This is a genomic window from Streptomyces sp. NPDC087263 (genome assembly GCF_044744645.1).
Taxonomy (GTDB): Bacteria; Actinomycetota; Actinomycetes; order Streptomycetales; family Streptomycetaceae; genus Streptomyces.
The window spans coordinates 153157-171407 of sequence record NZ_JBIUYT010000015.1 but is presented as its reverse complement, the minus strand read 5'-3'; the positions used below and the strand labels follow the sequence as shown (position 1 = coordinate 171407).

The 18251-nt window shown below is 70.0% G+C and carries 14 protein-coding genes; 8 read left to right on the top strand and 6 right to left on the bottom strand.

Translation table 11 applies throughout. The features are described from left to right. The first annotated feature begins 72 nt into the window (after positions 1 to 72). Both ACIPC1_RS37225 and ACIPC1_RS37220 read left to right on the top strand, forming a co-directional pair. Positions 73 to 837 carry a hypothetical protein gene (locus ACIPC1_RS37225; RefSeq protein ID WP_402525477.1) on the top strand — a complete coding sequence of 255 codons (765 nt, stop codon included), beginning with the start codon at positions 73 to 75 and terminating at the stop codon, positions 835 to 837. 421 nt (positions 838 to 1258) lie between these two features. Then, positions 1259 to 2455 (top strand): MFS transporter, encoded by a 1197-nt coding sequence (locus ACIPC1_RS37220; protein WP_402525474.1) that lies wholly within the window; start codon positions 1259 to 1261, stop codon positions 2453 to 2455. 160 nt (positions 2456 to 2615) lie between these two features. Here ACIPC1_RS37220 and ACIPC1_RS37215 read toward each other — a convergent pair whose 3' ends face one another. Further along, complete coding sequence (locus ACIPC1_RS37215) at positions 2616 to 3584, bottom strand: oxygenase MpaB family protein (RefSeq protein ID WP_402525471.1); 969 nt, start codon at positions 3582 to 3584, stop codon at positions 2616 to 2618. Between the two features lie 44 nt (positions 3585 to 3628). Here ACIPC1_RS37215 and ACIPC1_RS37210 point away from each other — a divergent pair, with 44 nt between their 5' ends. The 4 genes from ACIPC1_RS37210 to ACIPC1_RS37195 all read left to right on the top strand — a co-directional run bounded on the left by ACIPC1_RS37210 (position 3629) and on the right by ACIPC1_RS37195 (position 12837). Continuing rightward, positions 3629 to 10501: a type I polyketide synthase gene (locus tag ACIPC1_RS37210; protein WP_402525468.1), complete on the top strand. Its 6873-nt coding sequence runs from the start codon at positions 3629 to 3631 to the stop codon at positions 10499 to 10501. Between the two features lie 355 nt (positions 10502 to 10856). Continuing rightward, positions 10857 to 11177, top strand: coding sequence for a hypothetical protein (locus tag ACIPC1_RS37205; protein WP_402525544.1), 321 nt, complete (start codon positions 10857 to 10859; stop codon positions 11175 to 11177). Positions 11178 to 11832: 655 nt separating this feature from the next. Further along, the gene (locus ACIPC1_RS37200; RefSeq protein WP_402525466.1) at positions 11833 to 12381 is read left to right on the top strand and encodes a hypothetical protein; all 549 of its coding nucleotides are present in this window, start codon (positions 11833 to 11835) and stop codon (positions 12379 to 12381) included. 201 nt (positions 12382 to 12582) lie between these two features. After that, complete coding sequence (locus ACIPC1_RS37195; RefSeq protein WP_402525463.1) at positions 12583 to 12837, top strand: hypothetical protein; 255 nt, start codon at positions 12583 to 12585, stop codon at positions 12835 to 12837. 68 nt (positions 12838 to 12905) lie between these two features. Here the strand turns inward: ACIPC1_RS37195 and ACIPC1_RS37190 are convergent, their stop codons facing one another. The 4 genes from ACIPC1_RS37190 to ACIPC1_RS37175 all read right to left on the bottom strand — a co-directional run bounded on the left by ACIPC1_RS37190 (position 12906) and on the right by ACIPC1_RS37175 (position 16218). After that, positions 12906 to 13604: a 2-phosphosulfolactate phosphatase gene (locus ACIPC1_RS37190; RefSeq protein ID WP_402525461.1), complete on the bottom strand. Its 699-nt coding sequence runs from the start codon at positions 13602 to 13604 to the stop codon at positions 12906 to 12908. A 106-nt stretch (positions 13605 to 13710) separates the two neighbouring features. Beyond that, the gene (locus ACIPC1_RS37185) at positions 13711 to 14484 is read right to left on the bottom strand and encodes a polysaccharide deacetylase family protein (RefSeq protein ID WP_402525542.1); all 774 of its coding nucleotides are present in this window, start codon (positions 14482 to 14484) and stop codon (positions 13711 to 13713) included. A gap of 460 nt (positions 14485 to 14944) precedes the next feature. Further along, positions 14945 to 15325: a hypothetical protein gene (locus ACIPC1_RS37180; RefSeq protein WP_402525459.1), complete on the bottom strand. Its 381-nt coding sequence runs from the start codon at positions 15323 to 15325 to the stop codon at positions 14945 to 14947. A 185-nt stretch (positions 15326 to 15510) separates the two neighbouring features. After that, positions 15511 to 16218 (bottom strand): tRNA-dependent cyclodipeptide synthase, encoded by a 708-nt coding sequence (locus tag ACIPC1_RS37175; RefSeq protein ID WP_402525457.1) that lies wholly within the window; start codon positions 16216 to 16218, stop codon positions 15511 to 15513. A gap of 77 nt (positions 16219 to 16295) precedes the next feature. Here ACIPC1_RS37175 and ACIPC1_RS37170 point away from each other — a divergent pair, with 77 nt between their 5' ends. Next, positions 16296 to 16721 (top strand): heavy metal-responsive transcriptional regulator, encoded by a 426-nt coding sequence (locus tag ACIPC1_RS37170; protein ID WP_402525454.1) that lies wholly within the window; start codon positions 16296 to 16298, stop codon positions 16719 to 16721. 22 nt (positions 16722 to 16743) lie between these two features. Here ACIPC1_RS37170 and ACIPC1_RS37165 read toward each other — a convergent pair whose 3' ends face one another. After that, positions 16744 to 17379: a TetR/AcrR family transcriptional regulator gene (locus ACIPC1_RS37165; protein ID WP_402525452.1), complete on the bottom strand. Its 636-nt coding sequence runs from the start codon at positions 17377 to 17379 to the stop codon at positions 16744 to 16746. Positions 17380 to 17583: 204 nt separating this feature from the next. Between ACIPC1_RS37165 and ACIPC1_RS37160 the strand changes: the two genes are divergently transcribed. After that, on the top strand, positions 17584 to 18177 hold the full coding sequence (locus tag ACIPC1_RS37160) for a class I SAM-dependent methyltransferase (RefSeq protein WP_402525449.1): 594 nt from the start codon (positions 17584 to 17586) through the stop codon (positions 18175 to 18177). Positions 18178 to 18251: the final 74 nt, after the last annotated feature.

Sequence of the window (18251 nt, the reverse complement as noted above, 5' to 3'; positions counted from 1 at the left end):
CCCACAGCCTCCTCGTATGAACGGCGAGCAGTCTCATCGCAGTTACCCCCCACAGCGATGAGGAGTGTCGTCATGAACGACTACGACCCCACCAGCCAGTCGTCCGCCGAACCCGCCCCGGCGACCCTGGCCGTGAAAGCCCGTCGGTCGCACGCACGGCGGTTTCTGTCGAAGAAGACCGGCGGGCTGATCGTGGCCGCCGGACTGACCTGCGCGGTGGCCGGACTCGCCGGCGGCACGTCCGCCTCGGCGGCTTCCGTGACGCCCCTGGATGTCACGGCCACGCCCACCGGAGGCCCCGTGGCTGATCCCTCCGAGGGAGGCTCGACCGGCATCGTCGACTCCAAGTCCTCGACGGGCTTCACCTTCTCGACGGCGACCGGCGTGGTGGTGACCGTCGACGTGGCGTCCACCACGAAGTACACGAAGGGCACCGACCGCACCACCGCGAAGGCCGTCAAGGAGGGCGAAAGCGTCCTCGTCCTGGGGACGGTCGACAGCGCGACCATCGCCGCCACACAGGTCATCGTGCAGCCCAAGGGCGACGGCGGAGTCGCGGCCTCCGCGGCGGCAGGGGTGATTCCCTTCGAGCCGGGAACGCCGTCACCGGTGAAGTCGGTCGGCACGATCCCGGACTACACCGAGGGCGAGGGGACCATCCTCAGCGGGACGGTGGCGGACAAGGCGGTAAAGGCCGCGCAGGCCGTCGTCCCCGGAGGCGTCGCCAACCGGGTCGTGGAACTGAGCGGCGGCGAGTACGAGGTCCACAACGTCAGCATCAACTGGCCGCACCACGTCTTCGTGGACAAGGACTTCAAGGTCATCGGCTGGGAGTAGTCGCCTGGTTGTCGCCTGGTCGGTCGGAGAGTGTTGAAGGGGCCCCACCGTTCGCGGTGGGGCCCTTCGCGTTGTGCCCGGGAGGCACGGGAGTGCGGTGCCGGCCCGTTGACGATCATGGCCGCCCGTTTGCGGGTGCCGCCGACTTGCCGGAAGCGGTCCCTACGCGCCCATTTACCCGCCTGACTCATTATGGATACGCTGTAGTCGAAATGCAGGCCTGACGCGCGGGTACGGGATCTGGCGACGACGTGGATGCCTGCCGGCGAGAGTGCACGGCCCCGCACCTCGACAGCACGCCTCCCGCGCCGTATCCCTCGACTTCGTTGGAGACGCCTTGCCTGCCTCGCCCGCTCCCCTCCCGCAGGTGCGTAGCGCGTCCGCGGACGGTTCGCGTACCGGTACCGCGCCTTTTCGCCTGATGGTGTCCATCAGCACCTCCCAGTTCGGCATCTCCGTCGTGTACGGCGCGGTGCCGGGCGTGCTGCTCGCGCTCCAGGTCCAGGACCTCGTGGGCGACGACCGCAAGGCCGGAGTCCTGAGCCTGTTCACGCTTCTCGGCGCGGCCGCCGCCATGGTGGCGCAGCCGCTCGCCGGAGCGCTGTCCGACCGGACGCGCACCCGCTCGGGGAGTCGTACGCCCTTCATCGTGGGCGGCAGCGTTCTTGCCGTTCCGTTCCTGTGGGGGATGGGCGGGGCCGGGTCGCCGGCCACGCTCGCCGTCCTGTACGTCGCCTCGGAGTTCGTGCTGAGCGCCGCGCAGGGGCCGCTGGCCGCCGTGCTGCCCGACCGGGTGCCGGTCGAACGACGAGGCCGGTTCAGCTCCGCCCTCAGTCTCGGCATGATGCTCGGTTCCGTCGGCGGAACCGTCCTCGGCTCGGTGATCTCGTCCGACTACGGCGTCGCCTACCTGGTCCTCGGCCTGATACCGGTGGCGCTTGCCGGAACGCGGCTGTTCATCGCACCCGACCCCGACAACCGGTCCGTGGCCCGTGTCCGGCCCGATCCGACGCGGACGCGGGGGTGGCGGTCCTTCCTCGTCTCCCCGAGGGAACACCCGGACTTCTGGTGGGCCTTCGCCAGCCGCACCCTCACCTACACCGGCTTCTTCCTCGTGCAGGCCTACAGCCTCTACCTGCTCGACGACTACATAGGGCTGGGGGACGACGCGGTCGACGTCGTCCCCGTCGTGGCCGGTGTCGCGGCCCTCTGCATCTGTCTTTCGGTCGTCCCGGCGGGCATCGTCTCCGACCGGATCGGGCGCCGCAAGGTCTTCGTGGCCTGTGCGGCCACAGCGCTGGGCGGCACGATGCTGATCCCGCTCATCAGCCCGACCGTCACCGGATACCTGCTCATGACGGCCCTCGGCTCACTGGCCTTCGGCTGCTTCGAGGCCGTCGACACCGCGCTCATCACCCAGGTCCTGCCCCGGTCCGCCTCCTACGCCCAGGATCTGGGCGTAGTCAACTTCGCCTCCACCGCTCCGCAGATCCTGGCTCCCGCGGTGGCCGGCGCGATCGTGGTGAGCACGGACTCGTACGCGCTGATCTTCCCGACCGCGGCTGTCCTCGGCCTCCTGGGTGGGCTTGCTGTCCTGCGGGTGAAGTCCGTGGGGTGACGGGCAGGTTCGTGGGGTGACAGACAAGTCCGTGGGCTGACGGGCAAGCCCGTGGGGTGATCAGGCTAGGCCGTGGGCTGACGGGCAAGTCCGTGCGGTGTTCAGGCAAGTCCGGTCGATGACACGCAAGTCCGTGCCGTGACCACGCCATCGCCCGCAGCTAGGGGAGATCCGGCGCGTAGTGCTCCGGCTTTCCGCGTTCGGACAGCGGTGGGAGGTTTCGGCGTGGTGTCTCGACCGGCTCGGCGTTCGGCGCGAGTTCGCCGCGGGCGCGGCGCCAACCCGCCCGGGCCCGCGGATGGTAGCGGCGGTCGTGCGGGACGAGCTTGAAGACGGTGCTGATCAGCCGGCAGGTCCTGCGGTGCCGCCGGGCGTCGCGCTCCGCCCAGGTGAAGCCGAGCAGGTCGCGGACCTCCCGGTCGTACAGCCCGATGGTGAACCAGAGGAAGGTCCGTCCGATCAGCGCGCCGACCGGACGCCAGAGGGCATTCGGCAGCCACGGCAGGAACGGCGGCCTCGCGATTCCGGCGATGTCGAGCACCTCCCGGGTGGCCCTGTTGTCCTCCAGCACCTCCACGCACATGTATGTCCAGTAGCGCTGGAAGTCCTCCCAGCTCTCCGGCACCGGCCGCATGCTCATGCCGTACATCCGGTACCACTGCACATGCTCGTCGAACAGCCGGCGCTTCTCCGTCTCTCCGATGCCGCCCGTGAAGTGCTCCGCGATCAGGATCGTGCTGACGAAGAACGTGGAGTGCGCCCAGTAGTAGGTGTCGGGATCCAGCGCGTGGTAGCGACGGCCCTGGGCGTCGACGCCCTTGATCCGGTCGTGGTAACCGCGTACTTCGAGCGCGGTCCGGCGGGCGTGCGGGCCGTCGTAGACGACTCCGCTGATGGGATAGAGCGAGCGCAACAGCCGCTGCCAGCGTTCCTCGAAGAACCGCGAATGCTGCTCGACGCCCGCGCCCAGACCGGGATGCATGTTCTGCATCGACCCGGCCCACAGCGCGGTGAGAAGGCCGCGCCAGTCGCCGAGATACTTCCAGGTCAGCGAGTCCGGTCCGAGCGGTTCCGGCTCCTTGGGTGCCAACTCCCGCGCTTCGGGCGGTATTTGACTGATCGCTTTCATTGTCAGACCATGCCCGTCCGCGCCGGATTCCGGAAGGTTGTGCAGTGACACCAGTTCGGGGCGAGCTCCTACGACCGCTGGTGACGTCGTTGTCCGGTCATCCGGCCGACCGGCCCGCTTTCACCGACAGTCGCCGCACTCTGACGTACGGGGAACTGCTTTCCGGCAGCGGGCTGCTCGCCGCGGGACTGGGTGTGGCCCGCGGTGACCGGGTGCTGATCCATGTCGGCAGCCGCGTCGAGTTCGTCGAATACTGCCTGGCCGTGTTGCGGTCCGCCGCCGTCGGCGTACCGGTGAGCGCGCGTTCGACGGAGGCGGAACTCTCGTACTACGCGGACGATTCCGGGGCGACGCTGCTCATCACCGAGGCGCGGCACGCGGCGATGGCGCAACGGCTGCGCGAGCGACGGCCGCACCTGCGCGTACTCATCGTCGAGGAGCGCCCAACCGCCGCGTCCGGTTCGCCTGCCGACGATCTCGGTCCGCCTGCCGACGACCTTGGCATGGATGAGCCGGCCTGGCTGCTCTACACCTCGGGCACCAGCGGCCCGCAGAAGGGAGTGCTGACCACACAGCGAGCGATGCTGTGGTCGGCGGCCGCGTGCTACGGCCCGATGCTCGGGCTGTCCGAACACGACACCATCGTGTGGCCGTTGCCGCTGCACCACTGCTTCGCGCTGTCGTTCGCCTTCGTCGGCACGGTGGCGATCGGCGCGCACACGCGGATCGCCGACGGCGACCTGGCCGCGTTGCTCGCGGAGCACCCCGGCTGTGTCCTCGCCGGCGTGCCGGCCACCTATCTTCAACTCGCGCACGAGAAACCCGAGATGAGGGACTTGGCCGTATCGCCACGGCTGTGTGTCACCGCCGGCGCGCCCTGCGGCCCGGCGACCCGCGCCGCGGTCATGGACCTGTTCGGCACCGAGCTGCTGGACTGTTACGGAGCCACCGAGACCAGCGGAAAAATCGCCGTCCAGTTGCCGGGTGAGGGCGGGCCCACCGGGCGGCGGAACGGGCTGGTGCCCGTGCACGGAGTCGAGATCCGCATCGCGGACGGGGAGGTCCTGGTACGCACGCCGGGACTCATGCTGGGCTATCACGGGCAGGCAGCTGTCGTCTCCGACGACGGCTGGTACCGGACTGGTGACGCCGGTTCACTCGACGACGACGGTCGACTCACGATCGCCGGCCGGATCGACGACGTGATCAGCTGCGGCGGCCAGAAGGTGCACCCGCTGGAGATCGAAGCCGTACTCGCCCAATCGCCGTCCGTGCGTGACGTGCTCGTGGTCGGGCGGCCCGACGACGAGGTCGGTGAGGTCCCGGTGGCGTTCGTCGTGCCCGCCGCGGACGACTTCGATTCCCAGGAACTGCGCCGGCTGTGCCTGCGACGGCTTTCACTGTTCAAAGTGCCGGTGGAGTTCCGCCGAGTCGAGACGATTCCGCGTACGTCTTCGGGGAAGCCCCTGCGCAAGGTCATGGCGGGACGGGTGGCGGGACGGGGCGCGTTGGGCCCGGCGGAGCTGGAGGTACTCGTACGTGAGGAGACCGCCGCTCTGTGCGGCGAGGACGTCGGCGAGGCCATCGGCGATGGCGGAGACGGCGGCGACCGCTGGCGGGATCGCGCCTTCACGGAGCTGGGGCTGTCGTCGCTGGCCGGCGTGCAGTTGCGGCACCGCATCGCCGCACTGACCGGCGTCGACCTGCCTCACTCGCTTCTCTACGACTTCCCGACCCCCGGCGAACTGATCGCCGAACTCGCGCGGCTCGTGGCCACCGAGCCGCCGGCGGTACCGGAGCCCGTATCGGCGCCCGTGTCGTCTCCGGCGCCCGTGCCCGTATCGGTGTCGGTGTCGGCGCCATTGTCGGCGTACGAACCGATGGCCGCCGCCCTCGACGAGCCGATCGCCATCGTGGCGATGGCCTGCCGGTATCCCGGTGGTGTCCGGTCACCGGACGACCTCTGGCGAGTCGTCCGCGACGGTGTCGACGCGACCGGCGACTTCCCCGCCGACCGGGGCTGGGACCTCGCCAACCTCTACGATCCCGACCCGGACAGGATCGGCGGCTCCACCACCCGGCGTGGCGGGTTTCTCTACGACGCGGCCGAGTTCGACGCCGGGATGTTCCGCATCTCGCCGCGCGAGGCCCTCGCGACCGACCCGCAGCAACGGCTGTTGCTGGAGACCTCGTGGGAGCTGTTCGAGCGTGCGGGCATCGACGCCACGACACTGCGCGGCAGCCGTACGGGCGTGTTCATCGGTGTCATGAACGAGGACTACGCGAGCCGGTTCGAGGCGCATGAGCTGGAGGGGCGTCTCGGCATCGGGTCCTCGCACGCCGTCGCGTCCGGGCGGATCTCGTACACCTTCGGGCTCACCGGTCCCGCCGTCACCGTCGACACGGCCTGCTCGTCGTCGCTGGTCGCCCTGCACTGGGCGGCGAAGGCCCTGCGTACGGGCGAATGCTCGCTCGCCGTGGCCGGTGGATCGACGGTGATGTCGACGCCGAGAACCTTCCTGGCGTTCAGCAGGCAGCGCGGTCTGTCGCCGGACGGCCGCTGCCGGTCGTACGCGGCGGACGCCGACGGTACGGCCTGGTCGGAGGGCGCCGGGGTCGTCCTGCTGGAACGGCTCAGCGACGCCCGTCGGCACGGGCACCCGGTGCTCGCGGTGTTGCGGGGGTCGGCGACGAACGCCGACGGCGCGTCCAACGGGCTCACCGCGCCCAGCGCCCGCGCACAGCGCGAGGTGATCCGGTCCGCGCTCGCGGATGCCGGGCTGTCCGCGGCCGACATCGACGCGGTCGACGGGCACGGTACGGCGACGCCGCTGGGCGACCCGATCGAGGCGGAGGCGCTGCTCGCGACCTATGGCCAGGGCCGGGACCGGGAGGGGGACCGCCCGCTGTGGCTCGGCTCGGTGAAGTCCAATCTCGGGCACACCCAGGCGGCGGCCGGCGTGGCCGGCGTGATCAAGATGGTGGAGGCGATGCGGCACGGGCAGTTGCCGGCCTCGCTCCACGCGGACAGGCCCAGTCCCCGGATCGACTGGTCGGCAGGCCGCGTATCGCTCCTCGCCACGGCCCAGCCGTGGCCCGCGGCCGGCCGGACCCGGCGGGCAGCGGTGTCCTCGTTCGGGATCGGCGGCAGCAACGCACACGTGATCATCGAGGAGGCCCCGCCCGAAAACCGGGACCGGGACTGGGACCGGAACCGGGACCGGGACCGGGACGCGCGGCGGGATTTCCCGACCGTGCCATGGCTGCTCAGCGCCGCCGACGGCACCGCGCTGCGCGCCGTCGCCGGCGCACTGCTGGACGCGCCGGACCTGCCGGACGACCTCGACGTCGGCCACACACTGGCGGTGGGGCGTACGGCACTCGGTCACCGTGCCATGGTCGATGCCGGCGACCGGGCCGCCCTGCGCGCGCTGGCCTCCGGCGAACGCCCTGGTGCGACGGTGCGGGCCGACGCGCACCTCGCCTTCCTGTTCAGCGGCCAGGGCGCCCAACGGGCGGGCATGGGCCGAGAACTCGCCGAGCGCTTCCCCGTGTTCGCCGAGGCGTTCGAGCAGGCGTGCCGGGCGCTCGGGGGCCGGGTGCGGGAGATCGCCTTCGGCGACGAACCGGTCGGGGCGGGCGACCTGCTGGATCGTACCGACCACGCGCAGGCCGCCCTGTTCGCGTTCGAGGTGGCGCTCCACCGGCTGCTGGAGTCCTGGGGCGTACGGCCGGACGTGCTCGTCGGGCATTCGGTCGGCGAGATCGCCGCCGCGCACGTCGCCGGTGTCATGTCGCTGGAGGACGCGGCGAGGCTCGTCCGCGCCCGTGGACGGCTGATGGCCCAACTGCCCGCCGGCGGCATGATGTTCGCGGTGGAGGCCACCGAGGCCGAGCTCGCGCCGCTGGTGGCCGAGGTCGCCGACCGGGTGTCGATCGCGGCGGTCAACGGTACGCACGCCGTGGTGCTGTCCGGCGAGGGGGCCGCGACGACGGCCATCGCGGGCCGGTTCCGGCGCAGCACCCGGCTGCGCGTCAGCCACGCCTTCCACTCGCCGCTGCTGGAGCCGATGCTCGACAAGTTCCGCGAGGTCGCCGAGAGCCTGGCGTACCGCCGCCCAGGAATTCCGGTGGTCTCCGGGCTGACCGGCAGGCCCTCCGGCTCCGACGAGATGTGCTCGGCGGAGTACTGGGTGCGGCACGCGAGGCACACCGTCCGGTTCGCCGACGCGCTGTCCACTCTCGTCGAGTCCGGCGTGACCACCTGTATGGAGATCGGCCCCGACGCTGTCCTCAGCCGTGCCGCGGCCGCCGTACTCCCCGCCGTACCCGCGACGCGCGCCGGTCACGGCGAGGGTGAGGCGCTGCTGGCGGCGCTCGGCGCGGTGCACACGGCCGGGATCGCCGTCGACTGGCGATCCGTGTTCGCGGGCAGCGGCGCCCGGCCGGTCCCGTTGCCCACCTACCCCTTCCAGCGCACGCGTTACTGGCTCGACCCCCCGCAGCCGGGCGGCGGCGGCCTCGACCACGCGCTGCTCGGCCCTGCCCTCGTCGCCCCCGACTCACCACGGATCGTGTACGGCGGCTCGGTCGGCGTCCGCGCCCACGGCTGGCTGGCCGACCATGTCGTCGGCGACTCGGTCGTCGTGCCCGCGACCGCGTTCGTCGACATCGCGTTGCACGCGGGGGCCAGGCCGCCAACGGGCGGCGGCATCGACGAGTTGACGATCGAGGCGCCGCTGCGACTGACTCCGGCCGAGGATGTCCAGCTCCAGGTCGTCGTCGACGGGGAGCGGATCGACGTATACGCCAAGCAGCGAGCGGCCGACCGGTGGACGCGGCACGTGTCGGGCCGACTGCGGCCGCGGGGTCCGGCACCCGAGTCGTACGGCGCGACGTGGCCGCCTGCCGATGCCGACCCGGTCGAGTTGGCGGGCCTTTACGACACCCTCGGGTACGGGCCGGCGTTCCAGGCGGTGACCGCTCTGTGGCGCCGGGGCGAGGAGTTGTTCGCCGAGGTCGGCCTGCCGGAGGGCGTCGGCGGCAGGTTCGGCCTGCATCCGGTACTGCTCGACGCGGCCGTGCACGCGGCTGCGCTGGCCGAGGGTCCGGGCGGCGGGGCGAGGGTGCCGTTCCTGTGGAACGGCGTCGAGTTGTACGCGCCCGGCGTGCGGAACGCACGGATCCGCTGTGTCCGCACCGGATCCGACACCGTCGCCATCGACATCTTCGATCACGCGGGCGAGCCGGTCGCGAGGGTGGCATCGATGTTCACCAGGCCGATGGCACCCGGGGACACCATGCTCTTCCGTCCACGCTGGATCCCCGTGCCTGCCCTGCCACCCGTACCGGCCACCGGCGAGACGACGATCGTCGAGATCGTCAACGAACCGGGCGACGACGTCCGTTCACTGACGACCCGAGCACTGGCCGCGCTGCATGACTGGCAAGGGCAAGGGCAAGGGCAAGGGCAAGGGCAGGGGCACGAGCCGGGGCAAGGGCACGGGCAGGGTGCGGGCCGGCTCGTCGTCGTCACCAGGAATGCCACCGCACCCGATCCGGACCTCGCGTCCGCGGCTGTCGGTGGTGTGGTGGGTGCGGCGGCTGCCGAGTATCCGGAGCGGGTCTTGCTGGTTGACGTTGTCACCGGGGGTGTCGCTGTGTCCGATTCGGGGCTCGGGTCTGCGGCCGTAAGCGGTGTGGTGGGCACGGCCGTCGCCGAACACCCGCAACGAAGCTCGCCTGTTGACCTGGCAGCCGGCCTGTCGGCGGAGCGTGTACTGGAGCTCGTCGGCGGGAGCCTCGAACCTCAACTCGCCATCCGTGACGGCGTGCCGCACGCGCTACGGATCACCCGGGCGGCCCCGAGCGACACCCGCCCGATCGACCCGGCCGGGACCGTGCTGATCACCGGAGGGACCGGCGCGCTCGGCGCCCTGCTGGCCCGGCATCTGGTGTGCGAGCACGGCATCCGCCATCTCGTACTGGTGAGCCGGCGCGGCCCGGCCGCGCCGAACGCGGAGCGCCTGCGGACGGAGCTGTCCGAACTGGGCGCGCACGTGCGGATCGTCGCAGGCGACGTGGCCGACCGCACCGTGGTGGAACAGCTGATCGCGGCATGCGATCCGCCGTTGACGGCGGTCGTGCACACCGCGGCCGTGGTCGACGACGGTGTGCTCGCCGCCCAGACTCCGGCCCGCATGGACACCGTGCTGAAGCCCAAAGCCGACGCGGCCTGGGTGCTGCACGAGGCCACCGGAGACCTTCCGCTGTCGGCGTTCGTGCTCTACTCCTCCATCGCCGGCGTCTTCGGCAAGGCGGGCCAGGCCAACTACGGCGCCGCCAACCGGTTCCTGGATGCCCTGGCCTGCCACCGCCGTACGCTCGGCCTGCCTGCGGTGTCCCTGGCGTGGGGGTTGTGGGAACCGGGCGGCGGTCTCGGCGACCGGATCTCCGACCTCGCCCGGCGTCGCATGCAGGCGTCCGGCATCGCCGGGCTGAGCGCGGAGCAGGGGCTGGCGCTGTTCGACGCCGCGATCGGCTCGGCCGAACCCGTGCTGGTGCCGGTCCTGTTCGACCCGGCGGCGGCAGCCCCGCCCCCGATCGTCGGCGGCCTCGTGCGGCGGCACCTGCCTCCGGCCCGGCAGAGCTGGCCCGCACGGATGTCCAAACCGGAGCTGTACGAACTCCTGCGCGCCGAACTCGCCGCCGTGCTGGGCGAACCGGACCCGGCCGCCTTCCCCGACGACAGGCCGTTCACCGACCTCGGCTTCGACTCATTGGCGGTCATCCAGGTCCGCACCCGCCTCAACCTGCTCACCGGGCTCGACCTCCCCGCGCGCGTCCTGTTCGAGAGCCCGACAGCCCGTGAACTGGCCGACCACCTGCACGACGAGTTGTCCCGCCGAAACGCCTGATCCGCACCGCCACCCGTTCCCTCTCACCCCAACTCCTCCGCGTACCTGTACCGGTTGGGTTGCCTCGCTGCACGGGCGGCCGCATCGCGCTGGACGGGCGGCTGCATCGCGCTGGACGGGCCGGGCCGGGCCGGGATCTCGCACACGCACCGCCGGGTGGCCTCGGGACCGGGACCGGGTGGACTCGGGACGGGGTGCCTCGGGACCGGGTGGAATCGGGGCCGGGTGGAATCGGGACGGAGGCCTCGGGACCGGGTGGCGTGTGGCCGACGGGCGTTGTGGGTCCAGGGGCGGCCCCCATAAGGTCACCGGCATGTCTCTACGTCTTCGTATGCGTCAAGCACTGCCGGAAGCGATGCGCGCTCGTGACAAGGCCGCGGTCAGCGCCCTGCGCGCAACGCTTGCCGCGCTGGACAACGCCGAGGCCGTGCCCGTGGGCGAAGCCGAGCTCCGTGGCGTGGCCCTTGAACAGTCACCGGTCGGAGTCGGCACCACCGAAGCGGCGCGGCGTGAGCTGAGCGAGAGCGATGTGGTGGCCGTCGTACGCGCCGAGGCCGCCGAACGACTGGAGGTCGCAGCACAACTCACCGCCCCCGCACACGCCGACCACGCCGCACGCCTCCGCGCGGAGGCCGCCGTACTGCATCGCTTCCTCGACACTCCCGGCCCGGCATAGGAAACGGCGTCGTGTCGCCCCGGAAGCGAGGCAGGGGCGCGGACTTCGTGCATGCCAGGATTCCCGGACGACTGCTTCTCCGCACCCTGCCGAGACGGTGTCCAGCGAACCCAGTCGTTTCGCCTTCTGTCTCCGTGAACCTAGGCGTGTAGGTGATCGCGCTGGGGGTGCTGACGGCCGTACCAGCTGGGTTGGATCTTGCGGGGCCCTACATCTCGCGGTGAGCGTCACTTCGCGGGCTGGTACCGGGCGGCACGTCGGCTTCGAGTCCTGGTTGGAGCGGGACCAGCTCCTGCTCATGGACTTCGACCCAAGGGTGGCACGGATTGCCTCGCAACCGTTCTGGCTGCACTGGCACGACGGCGAACGAGAGCGTCGGCATGCTCCGGACTACTTCGCCCGCCACGTGGATGGCTCGCCGGTGGTCCCCGACGTCCGCGCGGATGAGCGGACGAGCGGACGAGCGGATGAGCCGAAGGACGCGGAAGTTGGTCTTCACGGGTCTGTCGATCGAGCTGACGGGGCCGCGCACGGTCGTGAGCTCGGTCGGCCGGGGTGCCCAATGAGCGGGAGTGGGAGGCAGGTTCCGCCCACTGCCCGGATCGCGGAGTTTCCCAAGGCAGCGCTGTCAGTTGGGCAGGGCATGATCCGGTGGATGCGCTACACGAAGTGGACTTCAGATCGCATGTTCGTCTCCTATGGGCAGTACTACCTCCAGGGCGACGACTTTCTCAGCGAGTACGACGACACCGACACGGTTGGGCGGATCTTCGCGGGAAACAGCCTGGCAGCCGGGGGCCCAGAACACCTCACGGTGCTCGCGGGCACGCACACCGGCTGGATACGACTGACCACCCAGCACTGCGCGGATGAACCACTCCTGCCGGGGCGGGAGTGGGAGACCGTAGTGGACGTGAGCATCTGCAGCACGAGTGGCATCCTGCGGCTGTTCCGGTGGGGCGGGGATGTCGAGGAGGACGCCGGGAACTTCGCCACGGCCGGGGCGGGCTGGTACCGCGTCCGTGTTCAGGCACGCGGACGCGATGAAGGCGATGCACACGAAGGCGACACTCCTGTGGAAGAACACCTTATGAGCGTCTGGCCGGCACCGCCGCAACCCGACACTGTCCACCGCGCAAACGACACCTTCGCCCGCACGCACTACGACCCCACTCGGCCTCCCGGCCAACCCATTCAACCCTGAGCACCGTCACCTGTACTCCGCGGAGCAACTAGAGGTGTACGCCGAGACCCGACACCCGGCGGCCTGACGGCCGCCGGGGCGACCCGCAGCCGTCTCAGTCAATCCAGTCCACGCAGGTCAACGCGATCCGGCCGACTAACTTCGGAGCCCAGGTCCGCGCAGGTGCCGTCGGTCGGTCCGCCGAACTGTCAGCCAGGGCAGATGTGGCTCAGCGGCATCAAGGCGGTGGGCGCCGAAGCATGGCCTGAAACAGTGGAGTTCGCCCTGCCCGCGGTCCGACACCCGGTCGTGATCCACCTGATTGCATGGAAAGACGAACCGGGCAGCCTCAAAGATGACGGCACCCCGTCCAAGTCCGCTCTCCCCGACCTTGTCGTCCTCATCACCCCCGCACTGTCGCCACCGGGCGTTTTCCGCTCAGCAGGGGAGACGTTCGACCGCCCGAAGGACGGATGACCAGAGGCGGACGCCGGGCATCCCCGGACGCCGAACTGCCCGGCGTGCCTGTGGTGCGCGGTCCTGGCTCAGCGGAGACCGGACGGGGAGTCAGGCACCGTAACAGGACGGAGCACCGTCAGAGATTCTTCCTTGCGAGCCACCATCGCAAAGGGGAACCTGTCGACTTCCAGGCAGAGATCGACATCGTCCGGGTGGTATCCGCTCCGCAGCCCACCGGCGAGGTCCGCCGCGGCACGAGAGGTCCTCGCGCGGTGGAGATACGGGGCCGCCTCGACGTCGCCTCCGGCCATACAGTGGCCAATGTATTCGGCGCAGGCCAGATCCTCGTCGGCCTGGCCTCCCTCGCCGGTGACAACGAACGTCACGGGACCGGAATCCTTGGCCTGCAAGAACCGCGCGGTCGGGCCGGCCACCACGAAGCTCGCGCACAGGACCAGCGGCGCGTCCGCGACGGCGAGTGCGCCCACGGTTCCGGCCGTCGTCCTCTGCACCAGCGTGCGACCGGCGAAATCGCGTGACCTGAGCAAGCCAGGTGAGTTCACCGCGTCGAAGCCCGCTGCCGGCGCTCCGTCCTTCAGCGCCAGCCAACCCGAGTGGCTTTCCTTCAACGCAAGTGCCTCACTCTCCGTCGAGGCCAGGACGATCCTCTCGACACCACGTGAGAAGGCCCAGGCGGCCACGGTGAAGGCGCGCATGACGTCGATGACGACCGCAACACGGGGAACGCCGGTCAACTCCGTGATGCCAACGAACTGATGATCCATCGCACCATTCTGAAGCAACGACGGTTTCGGCCCCGTCATGCGCAATGATGTCGGGCTCTGCGCCGTCAGCGGTTGTCGCAGAGCCGAGTTCGACCGGCGCCGGGGCTCAGCGCACCGGGAAGCCGAAGGAGTAACCCTGTTCCTTGAGTTGGGGCAGGATCCGGCGCAGGGCCTCGACGGTCTGGGAGCGGTCGCCTCCCGCGTCGTGGAAGAGGAGCGTCGGCCCGCTCGGCAGCTCCCGCTCGACTGTGGCGATGATGGCGTCCGTACCCGGCCGCTCGAAGTCCTTGGTGTCCACGTTCCAGCCCAGCGGACGCATGCCACGGGAGGCGGCGAGCGTGCGGCTGTACGGGGTGAAGGCCCCGCCGGGCGCCCGGTAGTACATCGGTCGGACGCCCCCGGACGCCTCGGTGATCATGCGTTCGGCGTCGAGTATCTCCTGCGACTGGTAGGCCTCGGACTTCTTGTCCATGGTGGTGTCGTGCGACACCGAGTGGTCGCACAGTCGGTGCCCCTCTGCGACCACCTGCTTCACGAGATCCGGGTAGGCCTGCGCCTGCGTCCCCACCATGCAGAACGTGGCCTTCACCCCGTACTCCCGGAGCACGTCCAGCACTTGAGGGGTCCATACGGGGTCGGGTCCGTCGTCGATGGTGAGGTTGACGCCGCGCGCCCCCTTGTCCGAGGCGTGCGCGATGGTCACCGCGACCGCTTTGACGTCATCGCCCGGCGTGGCCGACGTGGTCGCCTTCGGCGACGAGCCGCTCACGGCACCGGCCTGCGCGGTCCACACAGAGGCACCGCAGGCGAGCAACGTCACCCCGAGCGCCGCGCCGAGCACCTTGCCGTACCAGCCTCGCCCGCCACCGTGCCGCGCCATGTCCGCCCCGCTTTCCCGCAGTTCCTCGCCGCTATCCCTGGTCACCTCGTAACCACCTGACAGGACGAGGAACGACGGCCACAGGATGCGTCCGTTACCGATCAAGGACAATCCTGGGGTAGTTCCCGGACACCCCGAGCGAGCAGCGGGCGGAACCGGGCCACTTGGCCCGAATCCCTCAGCTGAGGGGACAAACACTGTCTGGAATGCGAGATCGCCGGGGGCACTCGAAATCGGGGTTGACCAGGTGGACAGGTGGAACCGCCAGTCGGAACCGGCAGTCGGAACCGGCAGGTGGAACCGTCCGGCGATGAGAGACCGACCGCATCAGGCGGATTCGGTCCCCAGAGCGCCGGTGCCACAGCCGTCGGCCGGCTGTCGGATCCAGCACGCCCAGCAGCCGGTACGGCACTGCCGGGTTCGATCCGGCTCGCGTTGTGCCCGTTCCGGAAGCGAGTCCTTACGGGTGTGCGATGTCAGTGACCACCTGGTCGTACCGCCGAACGTTCCCGGTGAATGTCATGTTCGGGTACCTCTGTCGCAGGCGGGCCAGGGCCGCGTCGACGAAGGCCCACATGTCGCCGCTATCGGAGTGGGCGTCGAAGATGGCGTGGGTCAGCCACTCGTCCTCGCTGCTGGCCACATAGGCTTCGTACTTCTGCTCTTCGGTAGTGACGGCCATGGGCGTATCGGTCTCCTGGTTCGTGGCCTGCCGGGTGTCTTCGCTCTTGTCGTCCACGGTGGCGGCTGCCTGCGCTGTCCCTGCCGCGGTGAGAAGCGCTGCCGCTGTGGCCGTGCCGGTGGCGGCGCCCAGCATGGCCCGCCGGGAAATCTCTGACACAGTTCTCCCCCTGCTGCGGCCCCTCCCGGTGAGAGGCCGCAGCCGAGCATACGTTCAAGTCCCTTTAAAAAAGGGGTAGTTGGAAGTCATATGCGCCCTCATCCTCGCAGGACACGGTGATCGCGAGCTCCAGTTCTAGGGGCGGGTATCCGTTGTGGTAGCCATGATGGATGTCCCTTGTCTAGTCATTCCGGGCCCGCTGGTGTGACCACGGCGAAACCCTGTCCGGCGGCGGGCCGCCAGTTCAGTTCACCGGCGTACAGGCGCCGCAGCACGGCGGGGGGCTGGTGGTAGCAGAAGACCGACATCCCGGAGTCGACGATGGAGGGGGTGTCGAGGAACAGTGGCAGCTCGGCCAGGAAGTAGCGCACCGCACGCTCGATCTGCTCCTCGTCCGGCGTCTGTCCGGCGGGTAACTTCCCGGCCAGCACCCAGCCGGTGGCGTCACGGCACGCGTCCCGGAAGTCGGCGTCCTCGACGTACCGCTTCAGCCCTTGCTCGTGGAGCCGCCCGAAGGCCGCGTTGCTCTCCAACTCGGCCCAGCCCAGAACCCTCGCCCCGGGGTCGGCCACTCCGAGCGAACCCAGCGCCGCAGCAATCTTGTTGCGGGTGTACTGACCCTGTCGGCGCGCCTTCCACGCGGCCTTCTCCGGCGCGTACCCCAACGCCTCGAAGGTGAAGGCGCTGGGCGCATCCGGCACGAAGAAGTCCACGCGCTCGAAGCGGGCGAGCCCCCACGCCGCCAGCTCGCGAATCCGGCCGGTGGAGAAGTAGCTGTTGAACGGGCTGATCCCGAAGCAGGCGTGCTCGCCCTGCTCCACCGCGGCCGCGCATGCAGCGCTCAGCGGCTCCACTGTCATCGCCGGACAGCCGGCTCCTTGATCCGTGTTCATGTCCGGACGCTAAAACCTTGCCCATAGGGCAAGGTCAAGCCGACACTGGAGACACGCCTTACGAACGGAGCCCCACCATGCTCACCGTCGGCCGCATCGCCGCCCGGACCGGGCTCAGCCCCAAGGCCGTACGCCTCTACGAGGCAGGCGGCCTCATCGACCCGCCCGAGCGCACCGCCGCCGGCTACCGCACCTACACCGACGACGCCGTCCCGGTCCTCGGCTTCATCCGCCAGGCCCAGGCCCTCGGCCTCAGTCTCAAAGAGATCAAGGACATCCTCGACCTCCAGCGCCGGGGCGAACGGCCCTGCGACCTCGTCACCGACCTCCTCGACAAGCACCTCGCCGACATAGAACGCCGCATCGCCGACCTCCAAGCCCTCCGTACGACCCTCCAGCGCGCCCGTGCCCAGGCGGACCAGGCCGTGGACCGCGGGGACGAGGCCCTGGTGTGCCGGATCATCGAGAACGCGGCCCCGGCGGCGGAGCCTGAGGGGTCGTAACTTGCCTATGCGGAGCTGATGTTCAGCAGTCGGTGCCGAGTTCGGCTCCCGGGTGGTCCCCAGCGGCGGGCCGGTTCATCCGAGGTCGGCGTGGAGGGCGCAGCCCGGTCAGAGTGACGTTGACGAGTCGGCTGACCGCGGCCTTGGACGTCAGGGTGCCGGCTGCCCCGAGGGAGTGGAGGCAATAGCCCGCGAGCTCGTCGGGCGCGACATCGTCCCGGACATCGCCACTTCCCGCGGCCTCGGCGATGACGTCTCGGACGAGGTTGCTGAGGTGCTGCTGCGCGTGGGCGACGTGCTCGCCTCGGTGCACGAGTGCCGCGAGTTCGGTGCCGTGGGGACGCTCGTAGGTGATGAGCGCGTAGGCGCCGAGCACAGCTCCGAGCCGCTGGCCAGGGTCGCCGGCTTGATCCCGGACGCGGGCAAGATGTTCGAGGTGGTCCTTGACGTGGCGCTCGTGCCAGGCGAACAGGATCGCTTCGACGTCCGGGAAGTACTTGTACAGCGTCGCCCGTCCGATGCCGACTTCCGCCGCGATCTGCGACATCGTCACCGACGTCGGCCCATGCGTGCCCACCAGCGCCGCAGTGGTCTCCAGGATCGCGTCGCGTACGGCCGCGCGGTGCGCCTCGATCGTCTCGTTCCACAGCTTCGGCACGTCCATAGCGTACGCGATGACGATGTCGATACACTATGACTTGACGGAGACATAGTGTATCGATAAAGCTGGTGACCGCAGAAGATCCGGGCGAAGGCCCGGACAGTCACCCGCGAGGGCAAGGACACCTGCATGGCTGCCTCACCTCGTTACCCTCCGCCCCACCCCGGACCCGAGCCGCCGCGAGGGCCCGAGGACCTGTACGTGACCCCGCCGCCCTGGGACATCGGCCGGCCCCAACCTGCGTTCCTCGCCCTCGCCAACGCGGGTGCCATTCGCGGACGTGTACTGGACGTCGGCTGCGGGACCGGTGAGCACGTACTCATGTCCACTGGCCTCGGCCTGGACGCCACAGGCATCGACCTCGCTTTCAGGGCCCTGGAGACGGCCGAGGGAAAAGCGCGCGAACGGGGGCTCACGGCGCGGTTCCTGCTGCGGGATGCCCGGCAGCTGGCCGAGCTGGCCGAGCTGGCCGAGCTGGGCGAGTCCTTCGACACCGTGCTCGACTGCGGGCTCTTTCACCTATTCAACGACGATGACCGCGCCGCTTATGCCGACGGCCTTCGGTCCGCAGTGCTTCCGGGCGCCCGCTACTTCATGCTCTGCTTCAGCGACCAGCAGTCCAGCGACCAGCAGTCCAGCGACGGCTGGGAGCGGGTGCATCGGGTGACGCAGGACGAGATCGAAGCCACGTTCACCGACGGATGGCGGATCGACTCCATCGAATCCAGCACGATCGACATCACCACCGATCCGGACGGCATCCGGGCCTGGATCGTTGCCCTCGCCAGGGTCTGAACTTCGGCCGAGGCGAGCCGACTTGGTCATCAGCTGAACTCTCTTCGCATCACCTCTGCGGTCTGGCGTCGGTG

Excerpts from the sequence above, each read along its gene's own strand:
- ACIPC1_RS37225 (WP_402525477.1), top strand. The coding sequence starts at position 73 with ATGAACGACTACGACCCCACCAGCCAGTCGTCCGCCGAACCCGCCCCG.
- ACIPC1_RS37220 (WP_402525474.1), top strand. The coding sequence starts at position 1,259 with ATGGTGTCCATCAGCACCTCCCAGTTCGGCATCTCCGTCGTGTACGGC.
- ACIPC1_RS37215 (WP_402525471.1), bottom strand. The coding sequence starts at position 3,584 with ATGAAAGCGATCAGTCAAATACCGCCCGAAGCGCGGGAGTTGGCACCC.
- ACIPC1_RS37205 (WP_402525544.1), top strand. The coding sequence starts at position 10,857 with ATGCGCGCTCGTGACAAGGCCGCGGTCAGCGCCCTGCGCGCAACGCTT.
- ACIPC1_RS37200 (WP_402525466.1), top strand. The coding sequence starts at position 11,833 with ATGCGCTACACGAAGTGGACTTCAGATCGCATGTTCGTCTCCTATGGG.
- ACIPC1_RS37195 (WP_402525463.1), top strand. The coding sequence starts at position 12,583 with ATGTGGCTCAGCGGCATCAAGGCGGTGGGCGCCGAAGCATGGCCTGAA.
- ACIPC1_RS37190 (WP_402525461.1), bottom strand. The coding sequence starts at position 13,604 with ATGGATCATCAGTTCGTTGGCATCACGGAGTTGACCGGCGTTCCCCGT.
- ACIPC1_RS37185 (WP_402525542.1), bottom strand. The coding sequence starts at position 14,484 with ATGGCGCGGCACGGTGGCGGGCGAGGCTGGTACGGCAAGGTGCTCGGC.
- ACIPC1_RS37175 (WP_402525457.1), bottom strand. The coding sequence starts at position 16,218 with ATGAACACGGATCAAGGAGCCGGCTGTCCGGCGATGACAGTGGAGCCG.
- ACIPC1_RS37170 (WP_402525454.1), top strand. The coding sequence starts at position 16,296 with ATGCTCACCGTCGGCCGCATCGCCGCCCGGACCGGGCTCAGCCCCAAG.